Origin of the sequence: Hymenobacter sp. IS2118 (assembly GCF_000715495.1) — a bacterium.
In the GTDB taxonomy this organism is placed as follows: Bacteria; Bacteroidota; Bacteroidia; order Cytophagales; family Hymenobacteraceae; genus Hymenobacter.
The window spans coordinates 1-26,963 of record NZ_JNLX01000064.1 but is presented as its reverse complement, the minus strand read 5'-3'; the positions used below and the strand labels follow the sequence as shown (position 1 = coordinate 26,963).

26 protein-coding genes are annotated in these 26,963 nt (G+C 61.0%); 18 read left to right on the top strand and 8 right to left on the bottom strand.

Going from position 1 to position 26,963, the window contains the following annotated elements:
* Positions 1 to 3 precede the first annotated feature (3 nt).
* From GM79_RS04580 to GM79_RS04535, 10 genes are all read left to right on the top strand, one after another.
* Complete coding sequence (locus GM79_RS04580; RefSeq protein ID WP_035559967.1) at positions 4 to 3,387, top strand: hypothetical protein; 3,384 nt, start codon at positions 4 to 6, stop codon at positions 3,385 to 3,387.
* Between the two features lie 3 nt (positions 3,388 to 3,390).
* Positions 3,391 to 3,798 (top strand): RusA family crossover junction endodeoxyribonuclease, encoded by a 408-nt coding sequence (locus GM79_RS04575; RefSeq protein WP_035559965.1) that lies wholly within the window; start codon positions 3,391 to 3,393, stop codon positions 3,796 to 3,798.
* A gap of 10 nt (positions 3,799 to 3,808) precedes the next feature.
* Positions 3,809 to 4,495: a hypothetical protein gene (locus GM79_RS04570; RefSeq protein ID WP_035559962.1), complete on the top strand. Its 687-nt coding sequence runs from the start codon at positions 3,809 to 3,811 to the stop codon at positions 4,493 to 4,495.
* Positions 4,496 to 4,509: 14 nt separating this feature from the next.
* Positions 4,510 to 5,340, top strand: coding sequence for a phosphoadenosine phosphosulfate reductase family protein (locus GM79_RS04565; protein WP_035559959.1), 831 nt, complete (start codon positions 4,510 to 4,512; stop codon positions 5,338 to 5,340).
* Positions 5,340 to 6,608 carry a DUF4007 family protein gene (locus GM79_RS23655; RefSeq protein WP_072008534.1) on the top strand — a complete coding sequence of 423 codons (1,269 nt, stop codon included), beginning with the start codon at positions 5,340 to 5,342 and terminating at the stop codon, positions 6,606 to 6,608. Before GM79_RS04565 ends, GM79_RS23655 begins: the two co-directional genes overlap by 1 nt.
* A complete protein-coding gene (locus GM79_RS04555) occupies positions 6,571 to 7,143 on the top strand; it encodes a hypothetical protein (RefSeq protein WP_152559830.1) in 573 nt (190 codons plus the stop codon). Before GM79_RS23655 ends, GM79_RS04555 begins: the two co-directional genes overlap by 38 nt.
* A 66-nt stretch (positions 7,144 to 7,209) precedes the next feature.
* Positions 7,210 to 11,571: a hypothetical protein gene (locus GM79_RS04550; RefSeq protein ID WP_035559952.1), complete on the top strand. Its 4,362-nt coding sequence runs from the start codon at positions 7,210 to 7,212 to the stop codon at positions 11,569 to 11,571.
* A gap of 25 nt (positions 11,572 to 11,596) precedes the next feature.
* Positions 11,597 to 13,912: a hypothetical protein gene (locus GM79_RS04545; protein WP_035559950.1), complete on the top strand. Its 2,316-nt coding sequence runs from the start codon at positions 11,597 to 11,599 to the stop codon at positions 13,910 to 13,912.
* Between the two features lie 14 nt (positions 13,913 to 13,926).
* Positions 13,927 to 15,411 carry a BREX system Lon protease-like protein BrxL gene (brxL, locus tag GM79_RS04540; RefSeq protein WP_081867553.1) on the top strand — a complete coding sequence of 495 codons (1,485 nt, stop codon included), beginning with the start codon at positions 13,927 to 13,929 and terminating at the stop codon, positions 15,409 to 15,411.
* Positions 15,412 to 15,421: 10 nt separating this feature from the next.
* Complete coding sequence (locus GM79_RS04535; RefSeq protein WP_035559948.1) at positions 15,422 to 16,585, top strand: cysteine desulfurase family protein; 1,164 nt, start codon at positions 15,422 to 15,424, stop codon at positions 16,583 to 16,585.
* 625 nt (positions 16,586 to 17,210) lie between these two features.
* On the opposite strand, the gene GM79_RS04530 is transcribed toward GM79_RS04535, so the two are convergent.
* From GM79_RS04530 to GM79_RS04505, 6 genes are all read right to left on the bottom strand, one after another.
* Positions 17,211 to 17,510, bottom strand: coding sequence for a hypothetical protein (locus GM79_RS04530; RefSeq protein ID WP_035559947.1), 300 nt, complete (start codon positions 17,508 to 17,510; stop codon positions 17,211 to 17,213).
* A gap of 57 nt (positions 17,511 to 17,567) precedes the next feature.
* Entirely contained in the window at positions 17,568 to 18,887 is a 1,320-nt protein-coding gene (locus tag GM79_RS04525) for a Y-family DNA polymerase (protein ID WP_035559946.1), read from the bottom strand.
* Between the two features lie 108 nt (positions 18,888 to 18,995).
* Positions 18,996 to 19,409, bottom strand: a complete 414-nt coding sequence (locus GM79_RS04520) for a LexA family protein (RefSeq protein ID WP_235183918.1) — start codon at positions 19,407 to 19,409, stop codon at positions 18,996 to 18,998.
* A 304-nt stretch (positions 19,410 to 19,713) separates the two neighbouring features.
* Complete coding sequence (locus tag GM79_RS04515; protein ID WP_051718509.1) at positions 19,714 to 20,121, bottom strand: M15 family metallopeptidase; 408 nt, start codon at positions 20,119 to 20,121, stop codon at positions 19,714 to 19,716.
* 43 nt (positions 20,122 to 20,164) lie between these two features.
* Positions 20,165 to 20,443 carry a hypothetical protein gene (locus GM79_RS04510; protein ID WP_035559945.1) on the bottom strand — a complete coding sequence of 93 codons (279 nt, stop codon included), beginning with the start codon at positions 20,441 to 20,443 and terminating at the stop codon, positions 20,165 to 20,167.
* 885 nt (positions 20,444 to 21,328) lie between these two features.
* Positions 21,329 to 21,688 carry an SLOG family protein gene (locus GM79_RS04505; protein WP_035559944.1) on the bottom strand — a complete coding sequence of 120 codons (360 nt, stop codon included), beginning with the start codon at positions 21,686 to 21,688 and terminating at the stop codon, positions 21,329 to 21,331.
* Between the two features lie 166 nt (positions 21,689 to 21,854).
* On the opposite strand from GM79_RS04505, the gene GM79_RS04500 reads away from it, so the two are divergent.
* The 8 genes from GM79_RS04500 to GM79_RS04465 all read left to right on the top strand — a co-directional run bounded on the left by GM79_RS04500 (position 21,855) and on the right by GM79_RS04465 (position 25,735).
* The gene (locus GM79_RS04500; RefSeq protein WP_152559829.1) at positions 21,855 to 22,178 is read left to right on the top strand and encodes a hypothetical protein; all 324 of its coding nucleotides are present in this window, start codon (positions 21,855 to 21,857) and stop codon (positions 22,176 to 22,178) included.
* On the top strand, positions 22,171 to 22,578 hold the full coding sequence (locus GM79_RS04495; RefSeq protein ID WP_152559828.1) for a hypothetical protein: 408 nt from the start codon (positions 22,171 to 22,173) through the stop codon (positions 22,576 to 22,578). Before GM79_RS04500 ends, GM79_RS04495 begins: the two co-directional genes overlap by 8 nt.
* 49 nt (positions 22,579 to 22,627) lie before the next feature.
* Complete coding sequence (locus GM79_RS04490) at positions 22,628 to 22,822, top strand: hypothetical protein (RefSeq protein WP_035559941.1); 195 nt, start codon at positions 22,628 to 22,630, stop codon at positions 22,820 to 22,822.
* 57 nt (positions 22,823 to 22,879) lie between these two features.
* Positions 22,880 to 23,194, top strand: a complete 315-nt coding sequence (locus tag GM79_RS04485) for a hypothetical protein (RefSeq protein WP_035559939.1) — start codon at positions 22,880 to 22,882, stop codon at positions 23,192 to 23,194.
* 74 nt (positions 23,195 to 23,268) lie between these two features.
* Positions 23,269 to 24,000 (top strand): hypothetical protein, encoded by a 732-nt coding sequence (locus GM79_RS04480; RefSeq protein WP_235183917.1) that lies wholly within the window; start codon positions 23,269 to 23,271, stop codon positions 23,998 to 24,000.
* 65 nt (positions 24,001 to 24,065) lie between these two features.
* Positions 24,066 to 24,308 carry a hypothetical protein gene (locus GM79_RS04475; protein WP_035559936.1) on the top strand — a complete coding sequence of 81 codons (243 nt, stop codon included), beginning with the start codon at positions 24,066 to 24,068 and terminating at the stop codon, positions 24,306 to 24,308.
* Positions 24,309 to 24,343: 35 nt separating this feature from the next.
* On the top strand, positions 24,344 to 25,030 hold the full coding sequence (locus GM79_RS04470; protein ID WP_035559933.1) for a PD-(D/E)XK nuclease-like domain-containing protein: 687 nt from the start codon (positions 24,344 to 24,346) through the stop codon (positions 25,028 to 25,030).
* A 192-nt stretch (positions 25,031 to 25,222) separates the two neighbouring features.
* Positions 25,223 to 25,735, top strand: coding sequence for a dsDNA nuclease domain-containing protein (locus GM79_RS04465; protein WP_051718508.1), 513 nt, complete (start codon positions 25,223 to 25,225; stop codon positions 25,733 to 25,735).
* Here the strand turns inward: GM79_RS04465 and GM79_RS04460 are convergent.
* Both GM79_RS04460 and GM79_RS04455 read right to left on the bottom strand, forming a co-directional pair.
* Positions 25,732 to 26,613: an IS3 family transposase gene (locus GM79_RS04460; RefSeq protein ID WP_051718507.1), complete on the bottom strand. Its 882-nt coding sequence runs from the start codon at positions 26,611 to 26,613 to the stop codon at positions 25,732 to 25,734. The two genes, GM79_RS04465 and GM79_RS04460, sit on opposite strands and share 4 nt — an antisense overlap.
* Positions 26,610 to 26,912: a transposase gene (locus GM79_RS04455; protein WP_035559892.1), complete on the bottom strand. Its 303-nt coding sequence runs from the start codon at positions 26,910 to 26,912 to the stop codon at positions 26,610 to 26,612. Before GM79_RS04455 ends, GM79_RS04460 begins: the two co-directional genes overlap by 4 nt.
* Between the last annotated feature and the right edge of the window lie 51 nt (positions 26,913 to 26,963).

The following is a 26,963-nucleotide window of genomic DNA, read 5'->3' as shown; positions in this document are numbered from 1 at the left end:
TAAATGTCCACTGCTACCACCATCCAAACCCTTGCTGACATCGTTTCCGTACGGCCCCGCTTCGGCCGTTCGGTCCATTTGGAGCGTGACCTAGCGGCCCGCACTACCACTCCCGACAACTACTACCTTACCCCCTCGGCCCTTGAGGCCCTGCAAGGGGTCCTCCGCGCCCAGCACACGCCCACCGACCGCGCCCTTACGCTTATCGGCCCCTACGGCGCTGGCAAAAGCGCCTTCGTTACCTTCCTGGCCCGGCTGGTTTCCGAGCCCAAGTTCGAGAAGGAGGTTAAGCTGCCAGCCAAATTTCCGGCGGTGCCGAAGCTGCTGCCGGTGCCCGTCGTGGGCTCCCGCTCGGCGCTCAGCCCTGCACTGCTGAATGCCTTGCGCAACGCCCTGGAAGCAGCTCCCGGTGGGCCGGCCATCCCCGCCGCGCTGCTCACGGCGGAGCAAAAGCCCAATCCCCGGACCCTTGCCAATGCCTACCTGGCCGCATCCCAGGCGGTAGCCGCCGCCGGCCACCATGCCGGCTTGCTGCTGCTAGTTGATGAAGCCGGCAAGTTTCTCGAATACGCGGCTAATCACCCCCAGGCCGGCGACATCTTCGCCTTGCAGGAACTGGCCGAAGCGGCCTCTCGTGCTCCGGAATCGGCCCCGCTGTGGGTGATTACCGTGCTGCACCAGAACGCCGAAGCCTACGCCAACCGCCTCGGCCGCACCCAGCAGGCCGAGTGGGCCAAAGTAGCCCAGCGCTTCCGCCAGCTCCCGCTGTTCCCCTCCGACGTGGAGCGTATGGACCTCATCGGCCGAGCCCTGCGTCAGTCGCCCAGCTTGCACCTCAACGGGCACCTGTCCGACCTGCTGGTACCGGTGCTTGCCCCCGACAGCACTTTCCTGCCGACCGGCCTGGCGGGCAGCCGCTTCGAAAAGCTGGCCCGCGCCGCCTACCCGCTGCACCCGGTAACGCTACTAGCTGTGCCCGCCTTGTTTCGGCGAGCCGGCCAGAGCCACCGCAGCTTGTTCAACTTCCTCGAAGGCCAGGAAAACGGTGCCTTGGGTAGCTTCTTGCTGGAGCAGGCCTACGACCCTGCCGACCCCGCGTTCTTCCCGCTTGATGGCCTTTTCGACTACGGCCGCGACGTGCTGTTGGCCCACTACACTGGCCCCACGGCCCGCCCCTGGCTCGAAGCCGTGGAGCTGGTAGCCCAGGCCCAGGAGAAAGACCCCGCCCTCAGCCCGTTGGCCACCCGCGCCCTCAAGTGCATTGCTCTGCTGAGCTGGTTGCGCGAAACCCGCCTGCCGGCGTCCCGCGTAGTGCTAACCGCTGCCTTAGGTGCCGATACCCCCGCCGCCCTCGATGAGTTGGAGCGCCGCTCCCTGGTCGTGTGGAGCCGGGCCCGGGGCAGCTTCCGCCTGTGGGAAGCCGGCGACGTTGACATCGAAGCCGAGCTGACCACCGCCCGTGCCGCCCTCGCCGGCGATGTGCTGCTGGCCGCTACTGGCGACGCTACGCTATTCCCGTTGCCCCGCTTGGTGGCCCGTCGTCACTCGTTCCGCACCGGCACCTTGCGCCCGGTAGGAGTGGAGGTGCTGCGCCCCGACCAGCTGCTGGCCCGCGCCATTGAGCGCCCCGCCGACCTAGCCGTATTGCTCTGCCTCGCCAACGACCCGCAGACGCAAGCCCTGGCGGAGCAGGAAGCCCAGCGCCTGCGTCAGCCTAACCTACTTGTCGCCGTTGCCCTCGAAACTGAGGCCCTGCGCGAAGCTGCTTACCACTTGGCCGCCGCCCGCGTCGTGGCCGATACCGTGACGGCCCTGGCGGGCGACCGCGCCGGCCGCCGCGAGTTGGCATTGCGCCGCCACGAAGCCGAGAACCTGTTCCGAGCCGAGTGGGGCCGCCTGTTCGGTTCGGCTTTGGGTGGTGAAGGTGCTACACCTGCCACTGCCGCTGCTGCCGCGCTGGCTGCAAACTGGTACTGGCAGGGCGAACCCCAGCCGCTGGCCGATGCCCGCGCTTTCAGCCGTCAGCTTTCTTTAATGGCTGACCATACCTTCAGCCGCACGCCCACGCTGCGCAACGAAATTCTCAACCGCCGCCAGCTCTCTTCCGCCGGCGCGGCGGCCCGTGGGGCCTTGGTCAAGGCAATGCTCTCCAAGGGCGACACCGCCCGGCTCGGCTTCACTGGCTTCCCGCCTGAGTTCGCTATGTATGCCTCGGTGCTGTCAGCCACTGGCCTGCACTACCTCACCAATGCTGGCACTTGGGCCTGGCGTGCTCCTGCTGCGCTCGATAACCACGACCCCTACAACCTAGTGCCCGTGTGGGAAGCCATCGAGCGTTTGGTATTCCAGTCCAATGAGCCGCTGGCGCTGCCCGCCCTTTACGAGCAGTTGCGCGCCGCCCCCTACGGCATCGCCGACGGGGTATTGCCCGTGCTGCTGGCCACGTTCCGCCGCGTTCGCGAAGGCGATACCTCGCTCTACCGCGAAGGTCAGTTTCTAGCCGAGGAGAAAGAGGCCGATTGGGAGCTGCTAGTGCGCCGGCCCGATATGTTTGCCATCGCCGATTCCCGCGTCGCGGGTGCCCGCCTGGCAGTCGTCGAGCGTATCGCCCAGGCCACTGGAGTACGGCCCCAACTAGTGTCCGTGGTGCGCCGCCTGCTTCGCATGCAGGACGGCTTGCCCGAATACACCCAGCAAACCCGCCACCTGCCTGCTCCGGCCCGCGCCCTGCGCGATGCTTTCCAGCAGGCTCGCGCCCCCGAGTACGTGCTATTCCAGTCGGCCCCGGCAGCGCTCAACCTGCCGCCATGGTCGGCCGATGCTGACCCCGACCCGGTGCGCGTCGAGCAATTCTTCAATCAACTCAACGAGGCGCTGCAAGCTTGGGCTGCCGCCTACCCCGCCGCCCGAGACCAAGCCCGCGACCACCTGCTCCAAGCCTGTGGCCTGTCCACCGGCCCCGAAGGGTGGCTCACCCTCCACCAGCGCATTCAAACGCTGCCGGCACTCACCTTGCCTCCCTTGCTTGGCCCCTTCGTCAGTCGCTTTACCGATACCGAAGACCCAACTGCTGACCTCGACCGCGTGCTAGCTCTCGTGGCCAACCGACCGCCCAATCTCTGGCGCGATACCGACCTGACTAACTTCCCCAGCTACGCCGCCCCCTTCGGTGCGGCGCTGCAAGCAGCCTGGAGTGGCGTCGGGGCGGTAGCCGCTCCCGCCCGGCCCCGTGTTTCACGGGCCGAGCAAAAGCAGGTCAAGCAGCTAGTGATGCAGCTCGACCAGGTTGCCCGCCCAGCGGCTGGCCCCCGCCCGCCTGCCCACCTCGTGCGGGCCGCTGTGCTCGAATGGCTCGATGCCCTCGAAGACGACCTGACCGCCGAATAAGTTATGCACGTTGTTTTCGAAATGATTGTTAAGCGCCGCCCGCTTTCGGTGCAAGCCGATAGCGGAAAAAAACAGGCCTGGATAGCCGAGGTGCGCCGTCAGGCCAAAAAGCTGTGGAATCGCCCAGTGCTGGCCCAACCGGCATTTGCCGCCACTGTTGTGTTCTTGTACGATACCGACCCCATTGATATTGACAACATTCTCAAGCCTATTCTCGATGCGCTGAACGGCGTGGTCTACCCCGACGACGTACTCATAACCGACCTCGTAGCCCACCGTCGCCAGTTTGCCGACCCGGCTGACTTCACCCGCTTGCCCAAGACCCTCATCACCGCCATTCGCAACGAAAAAGAATGTGTGTACGTGCAGGTGTCGGCCGGGCCAGCGCCCACTCCACTTGCCTTATTCTAACCCGCTCGTTATGCCTGCTACCATATCCCGCCAATTTGAAGCTGACTTCATTCCTGAGCTGGCCAGCCGCTATATCCAGCAGGGCTACAAAGTCCGCGTCGGGCCGCCCGCCACGGCCGTGCCATTTGACCTCCGCGGTTATCGCCCCGACTTGCTGGCCGAAAAGGAAGATGAACACCTGCTCATCGAAGTCAAGGGTGCGCAAGCGCCTATTCCAATAGAACGCTTGCAGGAGCTGATTCTCACCGTGCGCCAACACCCCGGCTGGCGCTTTCTGCTCGTCACCCCCGACCGCCCTGAGCCGGTGCAACACTTACGACGCACCACCGAGCTGCTGCCCTGGGCTAGTGCCCGCGCCCGCGCCCAGCGGGCCCAGCATCTGCTGGCCACTGGCGACTCCGAATCCGCGTTCCTGCTGGCTTGGGCGGCCCTCGAAACCCTGCTTCGCCGCCACGCCGAAGCCCAGGCCTTGCCCTTCGACCAACTCGCCGACCTCTCCCTGCTCCGCCAGCTCTACTCGTTCGGCCACCTCTCCATCCCCCATTACGACTTCGCCCTCGAAGCCCTCACCCTGCGCGACGAGCTGACCCACGGCTTCCAGCCCACCCAGCCCATCGAACCCGCCGCTAACCAGCTGCTGGCCTTGCTCAACGACCTACTCCAAGAGTGGGCCGCCGAAGCATCTCCCGCTGCCTAGTACCGCTCTTATCCATGCTAAATCAGCCTAACTACACTGGCCCCCTCCACCCAGAAGGAGCCAAGGTGCGCCACATCCTCTGCCTCTCCGGCGGCAAAGACTCTACAGCCCTTGCCCTGTATATGCGCGATAAGGTGCCCGATATGGAGTATGCCTTCGCCGACACCGGTGAGGAGCTGCCCGAAACCTACGACTACCTTGCCCTGCTCGAAGCCCAATTAGGTAAGAAAATTGACCGGCTCAATCCCGACAGGCCTTTTCAGCACTTTCTGGATTTGTGGAACAATATGCTGCCGGACGCCCGTACCCGCTGGTGTACTCGTGTACTTAAAATAAAGCCTTTCGAGGATTTTGTTGGCGACGACTTAGTTTATTCTTACGTTGGCATCCGTGGCGACGAAAACCGTTCCGGCTACATTTCCAGCAAGCCTAACATCATTCCGATTCTACCATTTAAAGACGATGGGTTAGGTTACGATGATGTCATGCAAATTCTCGATGACAGCGGGTTAGGCTTGCCTAAATATTACGAGTGGCGTTCCCGTTCTGGATGCTACTTCTGCTTCTACCAGCAGCGCAACGAGTGGGTAGGTTTGAAAGAGCGCCACCCCGACTTGTTCGAAAAAGCCAAGGCTTTTGAAAAGTTCGATGAAGAAAGTGGAAGGCGCTACACCTGGAACCAAAAGGAAAGCCTTGAAGAATTGGCGGAACCCGAAAGAGTTGCCAAAATCATGGCTGATTTCAATTCGCGAAAAGAAGCCGGTAAAAAGGCCAACCCTTCGCTAATTGACTTGCTTGGCGAGGATGATGATTCTGAAAACGGCTGTAACATCTGCCATCTGTGATGAGCTTAGACGACCTAATAACCGAAGTTTCCTCGCTTAAAAGACGGGTCATTAATAACCGTGAGAAGCCGCATAAACTACTGCTTTTGCTTGCAGTATTTGACCTGCTTGATTCTGGTAAAATCTCCGAGAATCGGATTTACTATGACGACCAATTAGGCAAGGCATTTCGCGAACAATTCAATTTGCTTGCAGATGCGGGTGATTGGATGCAAATAAGTCAGCCCTTCTTTCACCTGCGTAGTTCCAGCTTTTGGGAACACGAAATCAAACCAGGCCGCAAACCCGAGTACGATAAAATATCGACACCAGGCGGAGGCTCGAAGAAAATAACTGAAAATATTGATTTTGCCCGTTTTAGCGATAAGGCATGGCTAATTATAAAAGAACAAAACTTCAGGACGCGGCTCCGTGAAACCATAAACAGCATGATTGTTAGCCAAAAATTAGGGACTGCATTTCACGAGCAGTTCAAATTAAATCGTAATGGCTTGGCGCAAATGCTTCGCGTTGTTGAAAACAATAAGCCCGGTAATACACTGGTCTATGATGATTTCAAGCAAGCTACCACGCTAGGAAACAATCAAGTTAAAAGCTACCGTAACTATCTCAAAGCATCAGGGCTAACTAACGAAGATTTAACTCTTACTCCGTTCGGACAGACAGTAGTTGAGAATGATTCTTCCCTTTCCGAAGCGGATACACAATGGTGTTTGCATTATGGAATGAGTGTTTCTCATATGCCTGGCCCTTTGTATTGGAATAGGCTTGTAAATGAAGGTTTTACACCTGGCCGACCTGTTTCCAGCTCTCACTTAGCTGACGACATAAGAGAAATTACAACAGAAGGGGGGGCGGCTCCCTTGGCTCCTGACACATATCGCGAGGCAGCGGCTGTTTTCATTGGCACTTACAGCGACCTAGACTCATTGGGTTCACTAGGCATCCTCGAAGAGGCTGAAGGCCGCAGCCAGTACACGGTACGCCAGCCTCGGGCACTGTCGGTTGGTGCGTTTGCTTGCCTACTGGCCGACTACTGGCAACGCCACTGGCCCGACCGCGCCGATGTGCTGCTTGAACAAGTAACCCAGGGTGAATTGGCGCGGGTGCTGCTGCTGAGCGAAAACAAGGTAAACGACTTGCTCGGCTCCCTTGCTGCCCCCGATATGGCCCTTGTGAAGCGGCAGCGCAAGCACCTGCCGTACCAGATTATCCGCCAGCCTAGCCTCGATGCGGCCACCCTCTGGCAAACCCACCTCTACCGCTAACGCCCGCGCCACCATGTCGCCCGCCCCACCTGCTTCCCTGCTAACCGACTGGTTCGACGATGAACCGGCCTTCGACTGCGCCGCTGTGCCCATGCCCGTGCGGGCCTTGGTGCGAGCACTGGCCAGCGGCACTACCACCCGGCGCTGCGCAGTGCTGTGGCTGTCGCCAGCTGCTTACACCGCCGGTCCCCGCTGGGCTACCCACTGCCTCGAGCTACAGCCCCGGCACCTGGGCCGCGAAGTGCTGGCAACCTGCGAAGCCCAGGGTACCCAACGCGTCCCTGCCAGTGCTTCCGACCTGCTCCGTCATCTACATACCGCTACTGCCGGCACCACCGGCACTTGGCTTTGGGGCCTCGACGCTTTACTCACCCGCCTGCCCACGGCCGAAATACAGGTGTTTTGGGCGGCCCTTTTCGACTTGCGTCAGCGCCCGCCCTTGCTGTTGGCCCTGCCCCAGACCTACCGCGACTTCGGCCCCCCTGAACCCAACCGCTGGCTCCAGGCCGAGCCCTGCCGGGGGGTAGAACTCTGAGATGCTGCCTTACCGACTACTGTATTGATTTTTGGTTCCTTCCGTCCTAATTAGCGTTTGCCTTTAATGAAACTCAATTCTACCCTCATTGGTGATGTAACAGTCCCTAATCCCGATTTCCGCTTCGTGTATGACGTGCGGCTAAGCCAATACCCCGCCGACCCCGACAACCTGGCTTTGGCCAAAGCCTACCAGTGGACGAACCAGCGCATCGGGGCCGACGAGCAACCGTCGGTGCAGGTACTAGAAACGGTGTGCAACGCTTATGAGTACAGTGCTCACGATTCCAATAAAAAAGAAGACCCTCGCCGGGTGTTACAGGCTACCTATGGCCACGGCAAGTCCCATTTGGCCCTCGCCTTGGCCAACTTTTTTGGCCAACCTTCTGGCTCGGACGAAGTAGAGGCCATTCTGGCTGGCGTGAAGCACGTCGCTCCTGGCGTAGAAACCCGCCTGCGCACCTTCAAAGCCGACCGCAAGCCCCATTTGGTGTTGCGCCTCACCGGGGGCGGCGATGACAGCCTGTCCGCCGCCGTAGTGCGCGGCTTCGAAAAGGCGCTGAACGAAAACCCCGACACCCGCGGCACCGACCTCGGCCTGTGGTTCGACAAGGCGCTCACCGCCCTTGATAAATTTAGCCCCGAGCAAGTCGCCATCGCCAATAAGTATCTTGAAGCCACTGCTCCCGGCGAAAACATCGACCTGGGAGCCTTGCGGGCAACACTACACGGTGACCTACGCGACGGCCGACACCGCGAATTGACCCACCAGCTGGTTGAGCATGTGCTGGGCGTGTACCCCAATTTTGGGGCTGCCCTCACGCCCCGTGAGTTGCTCAACAAAGTAGGCCGCGACTTCTGCGGCCCCGATAAGCCCTTCGCGGGCATCCTGGTTCTGTTTGATGAGTTCGCGGCTTTTGTCGAGGCCTACGCCCGGCAATATGGCCGCCACACCGATAGTCAGCCCCTGCAAAGTCTACTCGACGGCATCAGCGACTTGCAGAAGCCCGACCCCGGCCAGGTTGGCAAGCGCAACCGCGCCGTGCTACTAGCCTTTTCTCAGCAAGACCCCGACGACGTTGCCGAGTTGGCCATGCGCGAGCGCGGCGCCACCAAAAGCGCCCTTGGCGACCTCAAAAAAGAACTAACTCGCCTGCCGAACGAGGCCCGCAACCCGCTCTACTCGCCCATGGAGGCTGTGCTCGATGCCTACCTCAAGCAAGACAAATCCGTGTGGGAAGAACTCACACCCGACGACTCGGTAGCCGACAACGACGTAGTCGATGCCGTAGATGCCGTGCGCAACTTCTTTCCCCAGCGCTACACCGATGCTACTGGCTGGACGCTCGACCGCATCCGGCACATGCTGGCCTACGGCTGTCACCCGCTGCACCCGCTCACCACCGCCCTGCTGTGTTCGGCCACTCTACGGGCTGGCTCAGCCGCTCGCACGGTACTTTCCTTCGTTACCGACACGATGAAGGACATGCAGGGCCGTCGCGCCTTGGCCGACGACCAACGCCTGTGCTGGGTGCGTCCCATTGCCTTGGTGGCTTATTACAAGCACCAGCTCGTATCCGATGATGATTGGAAGCAGTTCCAAACCACGTTGGGCAAAGCGGCCCCCGCAAAGATTCCTCATACCGAGGCCACGCTCCAGGCCATGCTGCTCTATAGTACCGCCGGCTTCTCGCCCGGCGACACCGACGCTACCGACTACTCAGGGGCATTGGCGGTGCTCACCGGCCTGGCCCGGCCCCTGGTGAAGCGCACCCTCGAAACACTCGAAAGCGCCGGCTACATCGAACTCGACCCAGTGAGCGCCACTTACCGCTTTTGGGCCAACAACCAGGACGGTTCTCAGGTCCGTGTAGCAGTAGCTGAGGGCCTCGAAAAATTGCGGCGCGATGATAACCGGATGCTCACCGCCCTTTACCGGGGGCTGAAAGACGAAGAAGCCAAGTTTGCGCCGGTGGGCGAAGTCGTATTCCACGGCTCTACCAACGCCGACTGGAGCGCCAGCGTGATGTTTGTGCCGCGCCAGCTGTGGAATTCGGCTTACCTAGCCGACTTGCTCAAGCCCCGGTGCCTGGAAAACGGCAGGCTCTCGGCCGCGGCGCGGGGCTATGTGTTGGTTCCTCTGGCCGCTACCGAAGGCGACGTGCAATGGCTGCGCCAGCACGCCGAGGCCGACCTTAATCAGGCTGTATCCACCTTCGCCGACCGGCAGCAGGTGCCCCCCGTGGTAGTAGTGCTACCCAAAAAGCCCCACGAAGCCCTGCTCAATGCGGTGCTGGAGCTGGATGTGCTGGCCAACTTGTCCGAAGCGCAGAAACGTGACCTTGGTACCGAGCCGCTCACCTTGCGCCGTGCCGCCGTGCGCGCCACCGTACAAAGTGCCCTCGATGTGCTCAAAGCCGAAGTGCGCGCCGCTACCGAATACGCCGTGCCTACCTTGCACCGCTCCGGTATCGAGCGTTTGCTCACGAGCAAGCGCCTCGTAAACCTGACCCATCTGCTGGCCGCTGCTTACGAAACGGTGTATTACCGCTTCGCGCCCTACTTGGGCGAGCCCACCCGCGGCCCCAAACTGCGCGAGGCCGTGGGCCTGGCCGCAGTACGTCTCTACAAAGGCAATTTCCTGGATTGGGCGGCTAATACTGAGCGGGGCAATCTAGGCCGTGCCCGCGACCTCTACAGCAAGGTGCTGCGCATTGGTTCGCCCGGTTCCTGGGGCGTTGTCGATACCAGCGAACGGGTTGTTGCGCCCAAGTTGTCCTTGGTGAAACACGCCTGGGATTTGCTCGAAGCCGCGGTGCCTCCAGGTGCTGAATCCCAGCCCCTGCGTCCGGTGCTACTGCAATTGCTCAACGCTCCATACGGCTATGACCCGTGGTCGCTGGGCCTGCTTTTTGCTACTTGGTGCGGCGTGAACCGCCACCAGCTCCAGATAACTGATGCTACCGGCAAAGTTTTAGATTACAAAACATGGTTGGGTACTGGCAACAATTTTGAGACTATTCTCGAAACCATACTGCACACCTACGACCTGCGGGCTACCCGCCGCGACGAGGAAATGGTAGAAGACGAAGTGCAGGAGTTGCTCAGCAAGCTGCGCTACCCCACACCCATGGCGCTGGCCGAGGCCGATACCGTGCTTCAAAAGCTTACCCAGTTTGCCAGCACCGAAGGCAGCAAACCCCACCTACGCGACGAAGCGGAGCAAGCTGCCCGCCAGCTCACCCATGAAGTGAAGCAGGCCCAGGAGTACGAAGCTCGCATAACTGACGGCCTCGGCAGTCTGGAAGCCGTGCCCACTACCGCCAACGGCATCAAGCAGCTTGTTGACCTTTACCAGCTGTTCAGCGACCCCACCAAAGCCGGGGTACCGTTAGGCCGGGTGTTGCCCCCCAGCCAAGCCGCCATCGGCCAGGCTCAGAAGGGTGCCAGTATTAAGCTCAGGCCCCTGCTTAGCGATGTATGCTCGGAACTGGCCAACGCCTCAGTGCGGAGTTACGAGCTTAACAAGCAGAACCTGAATAAACTACTGGTTCTGCTCGCTCCCTTGGGCGAGCCCGACTTGGAGCGCCGGGTGCGCGATGCCCAGCAGCAGCTGGAAAAACTAAATGAAGAGTTCGGTAAAGAAGGACTGGATAAGGACATTCGCGATAAGGTGACCGAGTCGCGTAAGGCCAATGCTTTAGCCGATGTACGGGAGCTGCTCAATCTATTTGATAACGCTGACCCCAAAGCTGATTCTACGGTAGCAATGGTAGCCGAGGCCACTATTGCCCTTACCACCAAGCGCCAGGAGGCCGAAGCATGGCTGCTGTCCATGCAGGAGCGGGCCCAGGCCTTCACCGAAGGTGCCGCCATCGCCACCTTCGAGCGCGACCTCAACCGCCGCGCCGCCCAGTTTGAGGGTACCCCTGAGGCCGAACAAATCAAGGAATTGGAGTTTCACGCCAAGCGGACTACTACCTTATTGGCCGACCTTAAAGAACTGCGGCGTGAGAGGCCCAAAACAGCCGACGACATGCGCCGCGTTGTCAAGGAATACGAGCGCCTTGCAGCCCGTGATGGCTTGGCCGAGGCCCAGCTTGCTCTCGTTGCCCAGGAACGCACCGAATTCGAGAGCCGATTCGACCAACAGCGCCAGGCTGCCCGTGAAAAGCTTGATGAGCTAATCCGCCGCAACGAAGCCCAGGAAGCCCCCGCTTCGCTGCTGGCTGATGTGGAGAGAAAACTTGAATTTCTACCCGCCGAAGATAAACCCCGCCGCGATGCGTTGGAGAAAGACCTGAAGCGCCGCGTAGCTAAAGACCGCGCCAGCGTCGCCGAAAAGGCCTTTCTTGACATTGGCAGCCGCGCCGAGCAAAAGGCGCTGTTGGTACGCCTCCAGCAGTTGTTAGAGTTGCAAACCGCTTAGTCTTCCGTCATACCTGTTCAATATCGTGCCCGCTGTTACCTCTTTTCTGCTGCTTGACCCCCACGGTGATGCCCGCGTTCCGGTGGGTTATGCTGTCGTTGCCACCGAGTTGGAATGGCTACGCGAAACCACCAGCGCCGGCCTCTCAGTCCCGCCCGTTGTGGTGCGTGGCCTCGCGCTCACGCAGTGGGCCAGCAAGTGGTGGGAAGCTAAAGGCGGCGAGTGCCAGGAGTTGGCTTCGCCCGGCTACACGCTCCAACGCCTGGTAGCTACCTTACCTACCGCTACCGCTCAGGCCGTAGCGGAGGAACTGCATACCCATTGGGGAGCTGACACGTGGCCCGCTCCGCTCACGCTGCCGGCCGTCATCACCGCACTATACCCGTCCGCCCAGGCATTGTGGGAAGCAGCCCCTGATGCCGAGCCTGCCGCCGTGGTGGCCATTGCCGGGCAGTGGCTGGCCTGGCTGCACCATACCGACCGAGTTGAGTGGCCACCGCAACACGTTGCCTTGCTGACCGCATGGCTGGCTGAGTGGGAAAAAGCCGCCCCCCAGGCAGTCCTTCTGATGCCGCTTGACCCGGACATAGCCCTGACTACTTACCAGGCCTGGGTAGGATTGGCCCCGGCTCCGCTAGCCCGGCCTTTGCGCCAGGCTTTCGCTTGGGCTGGCCCTTGCCCAGTGCCAGTGCCCGCCCCGTGGGCCGCCGCCGCCCGTCAGCACTGGGAAATCGACCTGCCGCGCTACGTAGATGCCCGACCCACCGGCACCGAGGCTGGCTTAGCAGTTGCCGCTTGGTGGGCGCAAACCAATAACCAGTTCTTGCATCCCGACTTGCTGCCGTTGGTTCTCAACGTAGCCGTGCAGTATGTTTATCAGCACCGGGCTGCTCTCACCGCCGACCTTCTGCGCACTTTGCGCGCCAGTATGGCTCCCGAGGATTATGCCCGGTTGGTTCGCTACCTGCCCCCACCCGAACCCGGCCCCCTGCCTGATGAGCCCGAGGCGGTGTTGCGCTGGACGACCGACGAGTACCTACCTTACCGCCTCTGGCAAGCGGCCCTCGACCAGCCCGACGAAGCCGCCATTGCCACCGTGCGTCACCACGCCTTGGCATTTGGCGCTTGGCTGTTGGCCACTTACCCCGCTCGCTTGGCCGGGGCCACCCATCCGTACCAGCACCTCTACTGGTCCCAGCCCAGCCGGGTACTTCCACAGTCTCCCAACGAAGTGGTAGTGTGGGTAATTGCCGATGGCCTGAGTTGGGCCGATGCCCGTTTCGTGGCCCAGAAAATAGGTGAGTTGTCCGCCAACCGCCTAGCTACCACCGAAGCGGCTCGCTGCTTTGGTCTGCTGCCCACCATCACCCACTTCACCAAAGTGCCTGTTCGGGCGGGCATTCCTTACCAAAACACCCTGGGTCGTTTGCCCCAACTGGATGCCGAAGCGGCGGCTGACGTGCGCGACAGCCAGGACCCCGTGCAACACGCCCGCCAGCTCGGCGGCGGCCAGCTTCTGGTCTGGAAGCCCCTGCAACCCGATGCCACCTACCACCAGTCGGCCCAAGCTACGGTGGTGCGCCGCAATGCGGTGGGCATTCTTGCTACTTTGGCCCAAACCATTGTGGACGTAGCCCAGGAAATTCCCCGCTCCCTGGCCCTGCGGGTATTGCTCACCACCGACCATGGCCGCATGGCTGGCCCCGGCACCCGCGCAGTGGCCGTACCCGACGGTTTCGAAGCCCACGGCCGGGTGGCCTACCGCCTGGCCCCCGGCCCCCGTCCTGCGCCTTCCCCAGATATTGAATGGCTCGACCCCGAGTTTTTCAGCCTACCCGGCTGGGCTGGGGTCGTGCGCGACGAGCGCAGCTTTCTCAAGCTCCGCAAAGACGGCAGCCAGTCCGGTGGCCCCGACAACTTCTCCCACGGCGGCATCTGGCCCGAAGAAGTGGTAGTGCCCTGGCTCACGCTCCAGCGCGATGCCGTACCCATCAAGGTCACGGGCACTGCCACCGGCCGGGCACGGGCGGGCACCCTCGGCACCATCACCCTGCAACTTTTCAACGAAGCCGACCGCTCCGTTCGCTTACGTCGGCTGCAAATTAGCTGGTCGGGTACCTCATTTATTGAAGCTGATGTGAGCACAACCCTGCCTGACCAGCAGAGCACGTCCGTCCCCGTGCCACTCCCGAATTGGCCCGATGGTTTGCGCATCGGCACGGCCACTTTACTCCTCACCGTCGAGCTGGCCGATGGCCGCGAACAGCAGTTTCCGCTGACCAATCAACTCAGCACCGACGAATTCCAAACCCGCCAAGCCGACCTGCTTGGCGACCTCTAATTATTTCTGCTCCGATGGCACTTGCTTCTGATGAATTATTCGGTAGTCTCTTTGACGAAGGCACCCTGCCCTTGCCCAACCTCGTGAACGGTGTCGACTTGGTTGCGCTCGAAGCCAAAGTAGTGCGGGTTTTCGGCAACGTATCTATCGATAAGCGTCGCCTGCCGGCTTCCAAGTTGCAAAGCCGGGGCATCCCTGGTTATGTGGCCGAGTGGGTACTTGAATCCAGAGCCCCAGGCCGAGGGCCTCTTTCGGCCGAAGATGCAACTACAGTGTTGGAGTGGGCGGCCCGCGTCGTGCCCAAGGCCGACGAGGGTAATCTAATCCGCAACCGCCTGCTAAATGGCGAGGCCGTGCGTATCCTCACGCCCGTACAGGTGGATGTGAACCTGACTGGCAAAAAAGCTGAACGTGTGGCCAAGCTGCCCATGATTGGTGAGGAGCGAGCCCAGATTGCCGAACACCTGCTCGAAGCATACCCAGCCCTGCTCCAACAAGGAATGTGGGGGGTGGCCCAGCTGCTTTACATCCGCGACCAAGGCATTGTCATCACCGAGTTCCAGCCCATGCAATCTACCGTGGACTTGAGCCGTTGGCGCGAAGCCCGGCGCGAGTTTAGCCTTCCGGAATGGCGCTCCTTGCTCATGCTCACCATGGGCTATAATCCCGCTGCCTATACCCCCGAAGCTCAATTACTAGTGTTGGCCCGCCTGTTGCCATTGGTGCAAAAGAACGTGCATCTCATGGAACTAGCCCCCAAGGGCACCGGTAAAAGCTACGTGTATGAGAATATCTCGCCCCTCGTGCGCCTCATCAGCGGCGGCAACGTGTCGCCCGCCGTGCTTTTCGTCAATAACCAAACCAACCAGCCCGGCATCTTGGCCCGCTATGCTGTTGTGGTACTCGATGAAGTACAGACTTTAAAATTTGAGAACCCGGCCGAAATCGTCGGCGGCCTCAAGGGTTACTTGGCCAACGGTAAAATATCGCGGGGTGGCAAGCACGAAATGGCCTCCGACTGCGGGTTTGTGCTATTGGCCAACATTACCCTTGATGCCAACCAACGGCCCGCTCGCCAACCCATTGTGAGCGAGTTGCCCGTTTTCTTGCAAGAAACAGCCTTTCTTGACCGTATCCGGGGCCTCATCCCAGGTTGGAAAATACCCAAACTGTCACCTGCCAGCTTCGCCGAACAGAGCGGCCTCAAAGCCGATTATTTCAGCGATATTCTGCTGTTACTGCGTCAGGACTTGGAAATTGATGCCTACTGCGCCCGCCACATCAACCTCGGTCCCGATGCTTATCAGCGCAATCAGGAAAGTATTCGGGCCTTGTCCAGTGGCTACATGAAACTTCTCTTCCCCCACGGCGAGGTTAGTGACGATGACTTTAAAAAGTACTGTGTTCAACCTGCCACTGACCTGCGCCAAGGGGTATGGGACCAGCTTTACAACCTCGACCCCGAGTATCGCAAGTACGGGCAATTCGTGGCTCCTTAATTTGCTATCAATGCCACCGCTCATTTACCTCGACCACCACGCCACCACGCCCTGCGACCCACTCGTGCTGGAAGCCATGCTGCCCTACTTCACCGCGCAGTTTGGCAACCCGTCTTCTGCCCATGCCGCTGGCACCCGCACCGCCGATGCCGTGCAGCAAGCCCGCGAGCAGGTAGCCGCCTTGGTAGGAGCCCAGCCTGGTGAAGTCATTTTTACCAGCGGGGCAACCGAGGCCAACAACCTCGCGCTGCTCGGTTACGCCCGTGCTGCCCGCGCCACTAATCCCCGTCGCCGCATCGTCATTTCGGCCATCGAGCACAAGGCCATTATCAACCCCGCTAAGCAGCTAGCCCGCGAAGGGTTTGAAATAATTACCCTGCCCGTCGATGCGCAAGGCACCATAGACATGGCTGCAGCCGCTGAGGCCATCAACGCCGATACCCTGCTCGTGTCTGTTCACGCTGCCAACGGCGAAGTCGGCACTATTCAGCCCATCCAGCAACTAGCCCAGCTAGCCCACGCCGCCGGTGCTTTCTTCCACACCGACGCTGCTCAGGCCGTCGGTAAAATTCCCGTCGATATGCTGGCTTGGGGCGCTGATATGCTCTCCATTAGCAGTCATAAGCTCTATGGTCCCCAGGGTATCGGGGCTCTTATCGTCCGGCATCCTCGCCGCACCCAACTCGAACCGTTAGGCTACGGCGGTGGGCAGGAGCGGGGCTGGCGTCCTGGCACCCCCAATGTTCCCGGCATCGTCGGCTTTGGTGCCGCATGTGCTCGTTGCACCCAGGTGCTAGCGGAGGAGAGTACCCGTCTGGCCACTTTGCGCGATGAGTTTGAATCGGTTATCCTCACCGCCATTCCCAATGCTTACCGCAACGGCAACACTCTATCCCGGCTGCCCCACAACTCCAGCCTGACCTTCCCCGGCATCGAAGCTGATGCCTTATTAGCCCGCCTGCCGTCTCTGGCCTTGAGCACTGGCTCTGCCTGCGATGCTGGCACCATCGAACCATCCCCCACGCTGTTGGCTATCGGCTTATCGCGTGATGATGCCCGTGCCACTGTACGAGTGGGTTTAGGAAGGCTCACAATCTGGCCGGATTTGCTTGATGCCAGCGCTGCTATTACCCAGCAGGTACGACACTTGGATTTATTGATAAATAACTATTGAACAACGTATTAAATTGTTTGGTGAGCTCAAATTGGTTCCGTTAAGCGCTGGTATCCCTATTAGTAGAGACTTTGCGCCTCTAAGTTCGCCAACACGCTGAAGGGCTCATGATGGGCTCACAGTAGCATATAATATCACCTAAATTGTGCCACACAGCCGTATGTAGGCGTTTTAAGCTCATTAAGAAAAGGCTCACGATGGGCTCAAACTGTGCCTGTTTAGACGCACTCTCTATTTGTCGGTTACTACTGACTTTCCCTTGTCGCTCTTTAGTTGTTCTGAGCTTTAACAGGCGGCCAAACCGCGGTCAAACACCAAACCCTGCGGACATAAGTGTCCGACGCACGGACACAAATACCCATTTCGCGGACACAGATATCCGCGTACGTGCCGGATACGTCTCATGCCATTTGCTACGCCCATTTCCAATACCTCATTGCTACCTCAACGGCCGCGCTAATGTACCAGTAGGGACTAAGCTGAATTTGGGTAAAAGTGCCACTGTCACCTTCTTGCTCACATTTAGTCAGTGATAGGGACCAAGCTCTAATGAAAAAGGGACCAAGCTGGTCTCGTCCAGATTGCTGCGATTACCGCGCGTTTCAGCTCGTGTGTCGGACACGCCTCACGCCACCTCTTGCGCCCATTCCCACTCCTCGTCTTCTTCATTCGCTCTTGCTAGCGCCATCCGTACCACCGCTGCCAGACTCAGCAACCCCACCGACGCCGCTTCAGTAGGCCGCTGCCGCTGAAATAGCCGCACCAGATATTCCACCAGCACGGCCGGGGCCGGCCGCTGGTCCATCAGCGCCGGTAGCCCGGCCCGCCACTCCCAGGAAGCGCCCGGTCGGGTAACCACCAATTCTCGCACCATCCCTGGTGTGCTCTCCACCCGTACTCCCAGCAACATTATCAAGTTTGCCATTTCGTTTCTGTAAAATCTGCTCAAATAATTTGATGTTTGATTCAGGGCGGGAATGGTTTAGCACCGTACCTGCCACAGCTCGCCCCACTTCGTCGTAAACGCCGGGCTCTTCGCCCCCCGCTTCATTCCCCACGGCTCCGGCTGACCTGCCATTGTCACGGCCGCGCCCACGCGCACCGCACCGCCCCCATAGCGCTTGTTCAGCGCATCCAGCGCGCCCATCAATTTGGCGCGCTCCGGTGACCGGGCCGTATCCGCAAACAGCGCTGCCTGTTGGCTCGCCCCCGCCCGCTCCAATCCATCCAGCATAATGCCGGCCTTCACGAACCGCATGCCCGGCCGCCACAGCCGCTCCAATCCCCGCCGCGCCCAGCCCGTCAGCACCAGCGTGTCGTCCGTCGCCGTGGGCAGGGTCAGCTGCGCTGAGAAGGAGTAGGGCGGGGGCATGTTGCCGTACCGACTGGTTTCGATAAACACCGTCATCAGCCGCGCCGCCATGCCCTGCGCCCGCAGCTTCTCTCCGGCCCGCGCCGCGTGAGAGGCCACCGCCCCGGCCACGTCTTCCATCCGCGTCAGCACCTGCCCAAACGAGCGGGAGCAGCACAAGGACTTGCGCGCCTCGTCTTCCACCGCCACGCTCGAGCACGGAAACCCCCGCAGCTCGTGTAGCATCCGCGCCCCCACCACGCCGCCCAGGTTCTTGCGGGCCCAGGCATCGCCCACGCCCGCCAGCTGCGCGGCCGTGCGAATGCCCGCCGTGTGCAGCTTGGCCGCCGACCGGTACCCGACGCCCCACACGTCTTCCACCGCCACCTGCGCCAGCGCCTCGCGCTGCTGCTCCTCGTCATCCAGCAACACCACCCCTGAGCCCGAGTTGGCCAACTGGTTGGTCGAGTTGACCATCTGGTTGGCCAACTTGGCCAGTCGGTTGGCCAACTTGGCCAATGTCTTGGTCGGGGCCACGCCTACGCACACCGGAATACCGGTGCGCTGCCGAACCGCCCCGCGCACGTCGCCGGCCCAGCCCGCCAGGTCAAAATGCCGCTGCATGCCGTGCAAGTCCATAAATGCCTCGTCAATCGAATAGATTTCTACCGCCGGCGCCCGCTGCTGCAGGTACCACATCACGCGCCGGCTCATGTCCCCGTACAGCTCATAGTTCGAGGAGCACGCCACCCCACCGCGCTGCTCATATTCCGCCTTCACCTGGAAGTAGGGCACGCCCATTTTCAGCCCCAGCGCCTTGGCTTCCTGCGACCGGGCCACGACACACCCGTCATTATTTGACAGCACCACCACCGGCCGCCCTTCCAGTTCCGGCCGGAATACCCGCTCACACGAAGCGTAAAAATTGTTGCAATCGACCAGGCCAAACATACGGCAGTAGGGGAGTGGACTCACTTCTCTCGGAAGGGGCCAGGGTAAAAACCAATAAGTCAGGTGCTCTTTGCCTAAGAAGCTAGGGGCTCCGTGGAGCCTATGCAATTATTGGGGCCGCACGTAGCTCAGTCCCCTTCTTCCCTCCGTCACGAGAGGATGCAACACCAACACCACCACCCCAAAAATTCTCAATTCATCGGCATTCCGCACCACAATGGGCTTATAGGCTGGATTCTCCGCCACCAACGCCACCGAGTCCACCCGCTGCGACAACCGTTTCACCGTGTACTCCCCCTCCACGCAGGCCACCACAATGTCGCCGTCTTGGGCTAGCATGCTGCGGTCCACCGCCAGCACGTCGCCATCGTGAATGCCCGCGCCCGTCATGCTCTGGCCATGGGCCCGCGCCAGAAACGAAGCGTCCGGGTGCCGCAACATCAACCGGTTCAAATCTACCAGCTCCGATTCATAGTCGGCTGCCGGTGATGGAAACCCGCACGACAGCAACATATTCATCATGGGCAGGGGAGGCGCTGAAAGTAGGGGATAGGCTTTGCCCAATAAAATGACATGGTCCATCTGAAAATAGGTTAGGGCTGTTAAATATTGTAGACGGCTAAGGTTACTTTAGTTGCTTAGCCGCCACAAGTATACGACTTGACTAACAAATTTAGTTTGTAATTGCTAAATATGATGTCAATTTTAGTTTTAATAAACTGACCTATAGCATAATAAAATTTAGTATACAGTCCCCGTAGTACCATTCAATTATGCCGCGAACCAAAACGAGCAGACCATCTGGCCCGCTCGTTTTGTTTCCTCCCTACACCTCAAAATGCGGCCGGTCCTTAAACCCCGGCCAGTCGCCGCCCCAATGCACCCGTGCATCGGCTGCTTTCATCAGCCGCGCAAACTTGCTCAGCAGCAGCCCCGACCACGACACTGACCCATCGGCCAGTAGAAAGGCCACGTCCAGTGCCCGGCTTGGGAGCGTATTGTGCTTGCTTTCCCCGCCGCGCTTATACGTCACGATAGGCCCCGGCGCACTCCGCCCGTGGGTGTACAGCTCATCCTGCCGTTCCGGTGACCGGTACCCTTCGCTCACAAATGGCAGCCCCAGCGCCATCAGAACCGGGTCACCCATCCAGCGCCGCAATGCTACCTGGTAGGCTTCCACCAGTTCCGTCCGCACCTGCGACAGCCGCGTAGCCTGCCGCAGCCGTTGCGCCACGTTCAGCCGCGGCGGCGGAAGCAGCCGTAACCTCGTCGACGCGCTATTCTGCTCCGTTACCATTGCTCCCGTTGCCGCTATTGCCGGCCTTCTCCCCGGGCACTGCTTCCACCGGTACCCTCACCACTTCCTCGGGCTTCTGCAGGGTCTTGCGTATCGTCGCCCAAATGGTCACAATGGCCACCAGTGCCTGAATTATCAGCCGTCCGTAGTGCTCAATCGCCGTCGGGTCGGGCGGCACTAATTCGTGAGTGGCCACTTGCCCAAGCAGGGCCGTCATTCCAATGTGGGCCAAGTGCCCGGCTTTCGTGCTGCTGAACATATGCATGTTGTCTAAAAAAGTTGCTAGTCACTATTGACCTTGCAAATTTACACTGAATAGACAATTTTGGTTGCATATAGCAGACGGCCTCATAAATGCCAGTGTAATTGCATTTTTAATAGTTGAAAGATTGGCATGTTGAGTAACATGCAGTAGTTGGGCGGCCCCCCGGCCCTCCACGCTGCTCCGGGCCGGGGTCAGGCTGTCCAGGGGTCCGCTTCGCTGCCGTGCTGCGCACCACTCCCGTTGGTCGTGCCCTTCCCATCCTTCCCGCATTCCCCCGACGCTGCAGCTGCTTAGTGCGACGACCGCCCTGCGCTCCGGCCCACCTCATTTCGCTCCCTACGCCAACGCGGCGCCCCGTTCATCGCTCCTGACGTCCCTCTTCACTCAGCTTGCTATGGCTCCGGGCGCTGCATTCGGCCAGCCTACGCTACCGAAAAACCACCCCACGGCCCGCTTTCCGATGGTCAGCCAGCCCCCACCGCCGACCCACCGCACCGCTGCCGTGCCGCGCAAGGCCCAAAAAAGGCCCTCACGCCGCCCGTCAGCACCCCCTGATGCGGCCGCAGGCCACCGGCTGGAAAACGCCGGCCACCTATCCCCAAAGTCTGCGTTCAGGCCACGCAGGCCAAACCATTAGGCCCGCTTCGCGGAGGGTTTCATTGGGGAGTACCCCAAGCCCCCGCCACCATGCCCCGGCTGACGCCCGGTCATCTTCCTCGGGTTCCGCCACCTCCCGTTGGTTGGCCGCTCCACCCTCAAGCGGCCGGCTCCGCCGAGTATCCATTGGGGGCTTCAGCCCGCCCCCAAGCCCCCAGGGCAAGGCATTTAGGTTGTTGTGTCAGCGCCTGCCCGGTGCCGTTTCCGGTCGGGTAGGGGCCGCTAGTCCAGGGGCAGCAGCTCCACCTTGCGGCCCAGGCGTCGGGCGGCCTTCAGCGTGCTCAGCGTGCCCTTGCTGCGGCCATCCCACACCACCAGCACCAGGGCGGCCCGCTTCACTATCTCGGCGTTGCGCACGTGGGTGGCCGCCGTGGGGCCGTGGGTGGCATAGTCGGGCCGCAGTTCCAGCAGCGGTACCCCATTGGCCCGTGCCCAGTTGGCCGCCAGGGCGTCCACCCCGGCCGCCCCGCCGCTCACCACTTCCGCCGGCTCCAGTTCAGCCAGCCGCGCCAGCAGGGCGGCGCAGCTTTTTACGTCCCTGCTGCCCACCACCGCTACTACTCTTTTATTGTCTTTTTCCATGCTTAAAGATACGAAATAAATACTTGTGGTAAAGCAAAATTTTATAAATGTTTAGTTTGTAATTACAAATTTTGTTTGTATCTTTAGAGAGTAGAAAGGAAGGACCTAGCTACTCGCCCACCCGGAGGCCTACGGCGCGGGCACCCCACGGCTAACACATACAGCCATGCAACCCAATCAACTTTTGCAGCTCGCCGCTGCCGCCTGGAAAGGCCCCGCCCTCTGCCCGTTCGCCGGCATTTGGGTATCTCAGTCCGCCGCCACTTACGACCAGGGCGGCACCTCCTGGTACATCAGCCTCAAGCTGGCCGAGCCGGCTGCCGAAGGGCAGCCCCGCCCGGACTTCAAAGGCACCGGCAAGTGCCCCTTTCACGCGCTGCGCGAGGCCTTCCGCTCCATGCGCGCCACGCACCCCGGCTATGCCTTTGGGGCCGTGTGGGAGGTTATCAAGGCCGAGGATGAGTTTGCCGGCGTGCTGGCCCATGCTTAGCCTGGTTCTAGCCCCAGCCGCGCCCGCTACGGGTGCGGCTGTTGGCCAAGCTGCTATCAAAATGGCCGCCTTGCAGGCCACCCTGGCACGGTTGGCGGCCAAGTACCCGCCCCGGCCACAGGTAGCGCCCGCGCCCGCGCCGGCTCCCATCGACCCAGCCACCACCACCGCCCGCCACGCGCTGGCCCGTGCTCATTCGGCCATGTTCGATGCCCGCGCCGCCAAGTACGCGCTGCGCGACGATTACCGCTCCGGGCCCGGCCGCTTTGCCCAGCTGCGCGCCGCCATCATTCGCTACCAGCAGGCCCGCGCCGCTTATGCCGCCGCCGCCACTGCTTTCCACGCCAGCCCCGCCGGTGCCGCTCTGCAGGCCGCCCGTGCCAAGTACCCCCGCTTTTAGTCACCCGGCCCGCGCCGTAGCAGCGCGGGCCCAAAAGCCCCCCCCCATCATGCAGTACGAACCAACGGAGGCCGAGCTAAACGGCCTGAGCGGCGATGAAATGGCCGCTGATGAAGCCCAGGACGCCTACTACGAGCAGCAAGAGGAGTGGGAACGCCAGGCCTATTACCACCACGAGCAAGAGCAAGAAGCGTGGGAAGAGGGCGAATACGAGCAGATGATGTTCGAGGTCGAAGGCTACTAAATCAATTATTCACCAAGGGCCGCCAAGCCGGGCGGCCCCACCACAAACCGTCCCATCATGTCCAAAACCGCTACCACCTACCAACCCCAATTGCTAGACCCGCACAGCGCCCAGCCGCAGCCGGTCAGCCCCGCCAACGGCCGCAGCTTCAAGCTGGCCGAGTTGTACCGGCTGCTCGATTGCCAGCTGGTCGATGTCATCCGCCTCACGCCCGAGCTGATTTTGATAATCGACGACGAAGGCAAGTTCCGCAACCCCGCTTACCTCAATCTGGTGGCCACCTATCTGTGGTACCACCACCAGCCCGAAGCACGGGGCCAGGATTCCATCGTGGGCCGCGCCATTCTGTGCCACGATAAGCAATTCAAATAGCATACCCACGGCGTAGGGGCCGGCCGCCAATAGGCCCCACCTTTTTCATTTCCAACCCCCAACTATTTCCCATCATGTCCACCAAAGTAAAAGCTCAGCGCACCGCCACCACCGAAGCCGGTACCGCATCCACCACCGCCCCCGAGGCTCCCGTGTTCACCCTCAGCGGCCCCATTACGGCCGTGCCCGCCTACCTCACCGAAAAGGCCGACGAGGCCACTGGCGAAGTCGTACAGGTTTCGCGCTTCCGCTACCTACCCGGCCACCCCCGTCAGGTGCGTTTCGATGCCAAGGCCGGCCAGTTCAACATCGGCGGCACCGTGCCGCTTGGCAACTCGCTTTCCTTCATCCCGCTGGCCTGGCGCATCTTCCAGGATGACATTTTGAACATGGGCCGCAAGCTGTGGGCCGAGCTGTTTTTTGCCGACGAGAAAGGCGCTATCTGCGCCGTGCTCTTCCACGGCTACAGCGTCGAAAACCTGTACCGCCTGATTGAGCCGCTGTTCTACGACGACCTCACCCTAGCCGACGTGACGGTAAAAGTTACGGCTGAGAAGAAGCAGACCACGAAGGACGGCAAGACCGCTACCTACTACATCGCCCAGTTCAGCTACGAAGCCGCTGACGCGGCCGAGGTAGCCGCCCGCCGCGACTTCGCCCGCGACTTCCCCATCTGGCGCGCCGAAACCTACACCGGCAACGCCGACCTGCGCATCCAGCACGGCTACACCGTGCCCGCCCAGGACGACCCCAACAGCCCCGAGCCGGCCGCTGCCGAACCGCTTGCCTTGCCCCAGGCTGCCTAACGCTCCGGCCCCCACGGTGCCCGCCGTGGGGGCCACTTGGCTCCTCACTTCCAAAATACCCCATCATGAATCCCGCCGACCCGCCCCAACTGCTCATCGAGCAGCCGCCCCACGACGAGGCCGAAGCCGTCAGCCTGGCCCAGCTCACCAACCTGGTAGCCACCACCGAGCCGCTGCCCGACCTGCGCGACCTAGCCCCGGCCATTCGCCAGCTCTTTCCCGAGCCCGCCTATCGAGTCGGTTGCGGCGGGGCCCACATCTGGCTGGCTCGCGCCGACGACCCCCAGCGCCTGGCCCTCATCTGCTAATTCCTGATTACTCATTCTTCATCAAGCGCAAAGTCATGTTTCACGCCCTTACCCATCACCCCGCCCTGACCCAGGCCCAGCACCGCGCCTTGCCCAACGTCAGCAACACCGACCTGTCTAATCTAAAGGCCGCGCTGCTCGGCAAGCCCAACACCCTCAACCCCGTGGCCCTGGCCTACGGCTCCCACTTCCACACCGCCGTGCTGGAACCCCCACACTACGCCCGCACCGAGGAGCGCGGCATCAAGTGGGCCGACCTGGAGACGTTGGCCCGCCAGGTGCGCCGCCAACGCTATTGCCGCGACCTGCTGTATCGGGGCCAAGCCGAACAATCCTACACCGCCACCCACACGGACACGGGGATAGGAGTAAAGCTGCGCCCCGACTTGTTGGTACACAGCCGCGCCGGCCGCCAGCTCACGCTCATCGACTTCAAAACCACCAGCAGCCCCGACCGCGCCCACTTCCTCACCACCATCGAGAAGTACGACTACGACCGCCAGGCTGCCTTGTACCTTGATGCACTCGGGTCCACGCGCTTCCTCATCATCGGCGTGCAGAAGAAGGCCCCGCACGAAGTTTGGCGCGTCGAGCTAACGGCCATGCCCGGCCTCATTGAGCAGGGCCGCAAGAAGTACACTGCCCTGCTACGCCACCACGCCCGGCAAGTCGCCGGCTTGTCCATTCCCCTCACCGTGCCCGCGCCGTTGGCGATGGCCTAGAAGGTGAGCAGCATGAGAGCAATACTAATTTTGGTTAGCAGGTCGAGGCGGAGCTGGCGGGTGACTTGCGTAGGCGGGTAAGGTAAAAAAGAAGCTTTAAAAGTATATGCTTACAATTATTCATTTAGATTGCATTCCCTTCCTTGTGAACAATAGGTTCATGTTTTCCGGATATTTCTACCATCTCCCTTCATGAGCACTCCGTTTGCAGCCGGGCCACAGGCCCTAGGCTACCTATACCAAATCCAATACGCGTTATTGACGCTACTCAAAGCGGATGACGACGAAGCTAATTCCATCGTTATCGAAGGCTTAGATGATGTGGAGCTAAATGGGGCTTCTTTTTTTGAATTACAGCAACTCAAGCACCATATTGGCACGAAGCGGCAGGCGACGCTGTCGAATACCAGCGCAGATTTGTGGAAAAGCATACGGGTGTGGAGTGAAGGCCTGAAAGAAAAGAGGTGGGACCCACTGCAGACTAAGCTGACATTAATTACAACTGCTAAAGCAGTTAAGGGCTCCATTGCATACAAGCTTCGCGACAGCCTGACTGAGCGCAAGACCGATGAAGCGCTTAAGGACTTACTGGATGTGGCAAACACATCGAAGAGCCAGGAATTACAAGAACTGTTCGATATTTTCAAGGCCCTAAAGCCAGGACAAAAGAAGCAGTTGGTTGAAGCAATGAGGTGGTCTAGCTAAGCTGGACACAATTGGGACGTGGTTTGAAGGTGGGTTTCGAAGTGGTTCGGGGCGAGGTACCCGAGAGCCGAGTGGCGGCGTTCGGCGTTGTAGTAGGCGATGTGGTGGCTGATTTCGAGCCGGGCTTCTTCCAGCCCGGAGAAGCGGCCGCCGTCGAGTAGTTCGGCTTTGAAGCGACTCCAAAACGATTCAGCGTGCGCATTGTCGTAGCAGTTGCCGCGCCGGCTCATGCTTTGCTGCGCGCCGTGGCGCGCTAGTAAGTCCTTAAACCGGGTGGCCCGGTACTGACTACCCTGGTCGGAATGCACGATGAGGCCCGCCGGGGGCCGGCGCACGGCCAGCGCCCGCCGCAGGGCCTCGCTGACCAGGTCTTCGGGCATGGTTTCGCGCACGTCCCAGCCCACGACTTTGCGCGAGCAGCGGTCCAGCCACACGGCCAGGTAGAGCCAGCCTCCGCCCTGGCGGGGCAAGTAGGTAATGTCGCCGACCCACACCCGGTTGGGGGCGGTGGGGGCCGGCTGGCCGAGCAAGCGGTTGGGAGCAGCTTGGACGGCCGGGTCCGAGTCGGTGGTGCGGGGCACAAACGAACGGGGCTGCTGCGCGCGCAGGCCGTGCGCTTTGAGCACGCGTCGGATGCGCCAACGCCCCACCCGATGGCCGTCGGCTTGTACTTCCACGCGCAGCCGGCGGGTGCCATACCGCTGGCTGTGGTAGGCAAATGCCTCGCGCACGGCCACTTGCCAGGCCGGCTCGACCGCCGGCACCTGCTGGCGGCGCTGCCACGCGTAATAGGCGGCCGGGGCCACGCCGAGCACTTGGCAGAGGGAGCGTACCGGCACCTGACTGGCCCGCTGGGCGATGTGCTGGTAGGTGCTCACCGGGTCGGCTGGCCAAAGATGACCAAGGCTTTTTTTAAAATATCGAGCTCCTGCTCGGCCCGCTTCAAGCGAGCGCGCAGGGCGCGCACCTCCGGGTCGCGGGCGACCTCCACGCTGCCGACCTCAGCTACTACCTGGGCCTGCTGCCAGCGGTAGAGCAACTTGGGGCTGATGCCTAACTGACGGGCCGCCGACTGGGTGCTGCGGCTCTCGCTGGCCAGGCGCAGGGCCTCAGCCTTGAACGCCTCGTCGTATTTGCGTCGTTTATCGGGCGACGTTCCGCTCTTTTTAGCTGTCATCACAGAAGAAATATACGTCCTTCTTCTGTCCGCCTTAGCTAGACCACCTCA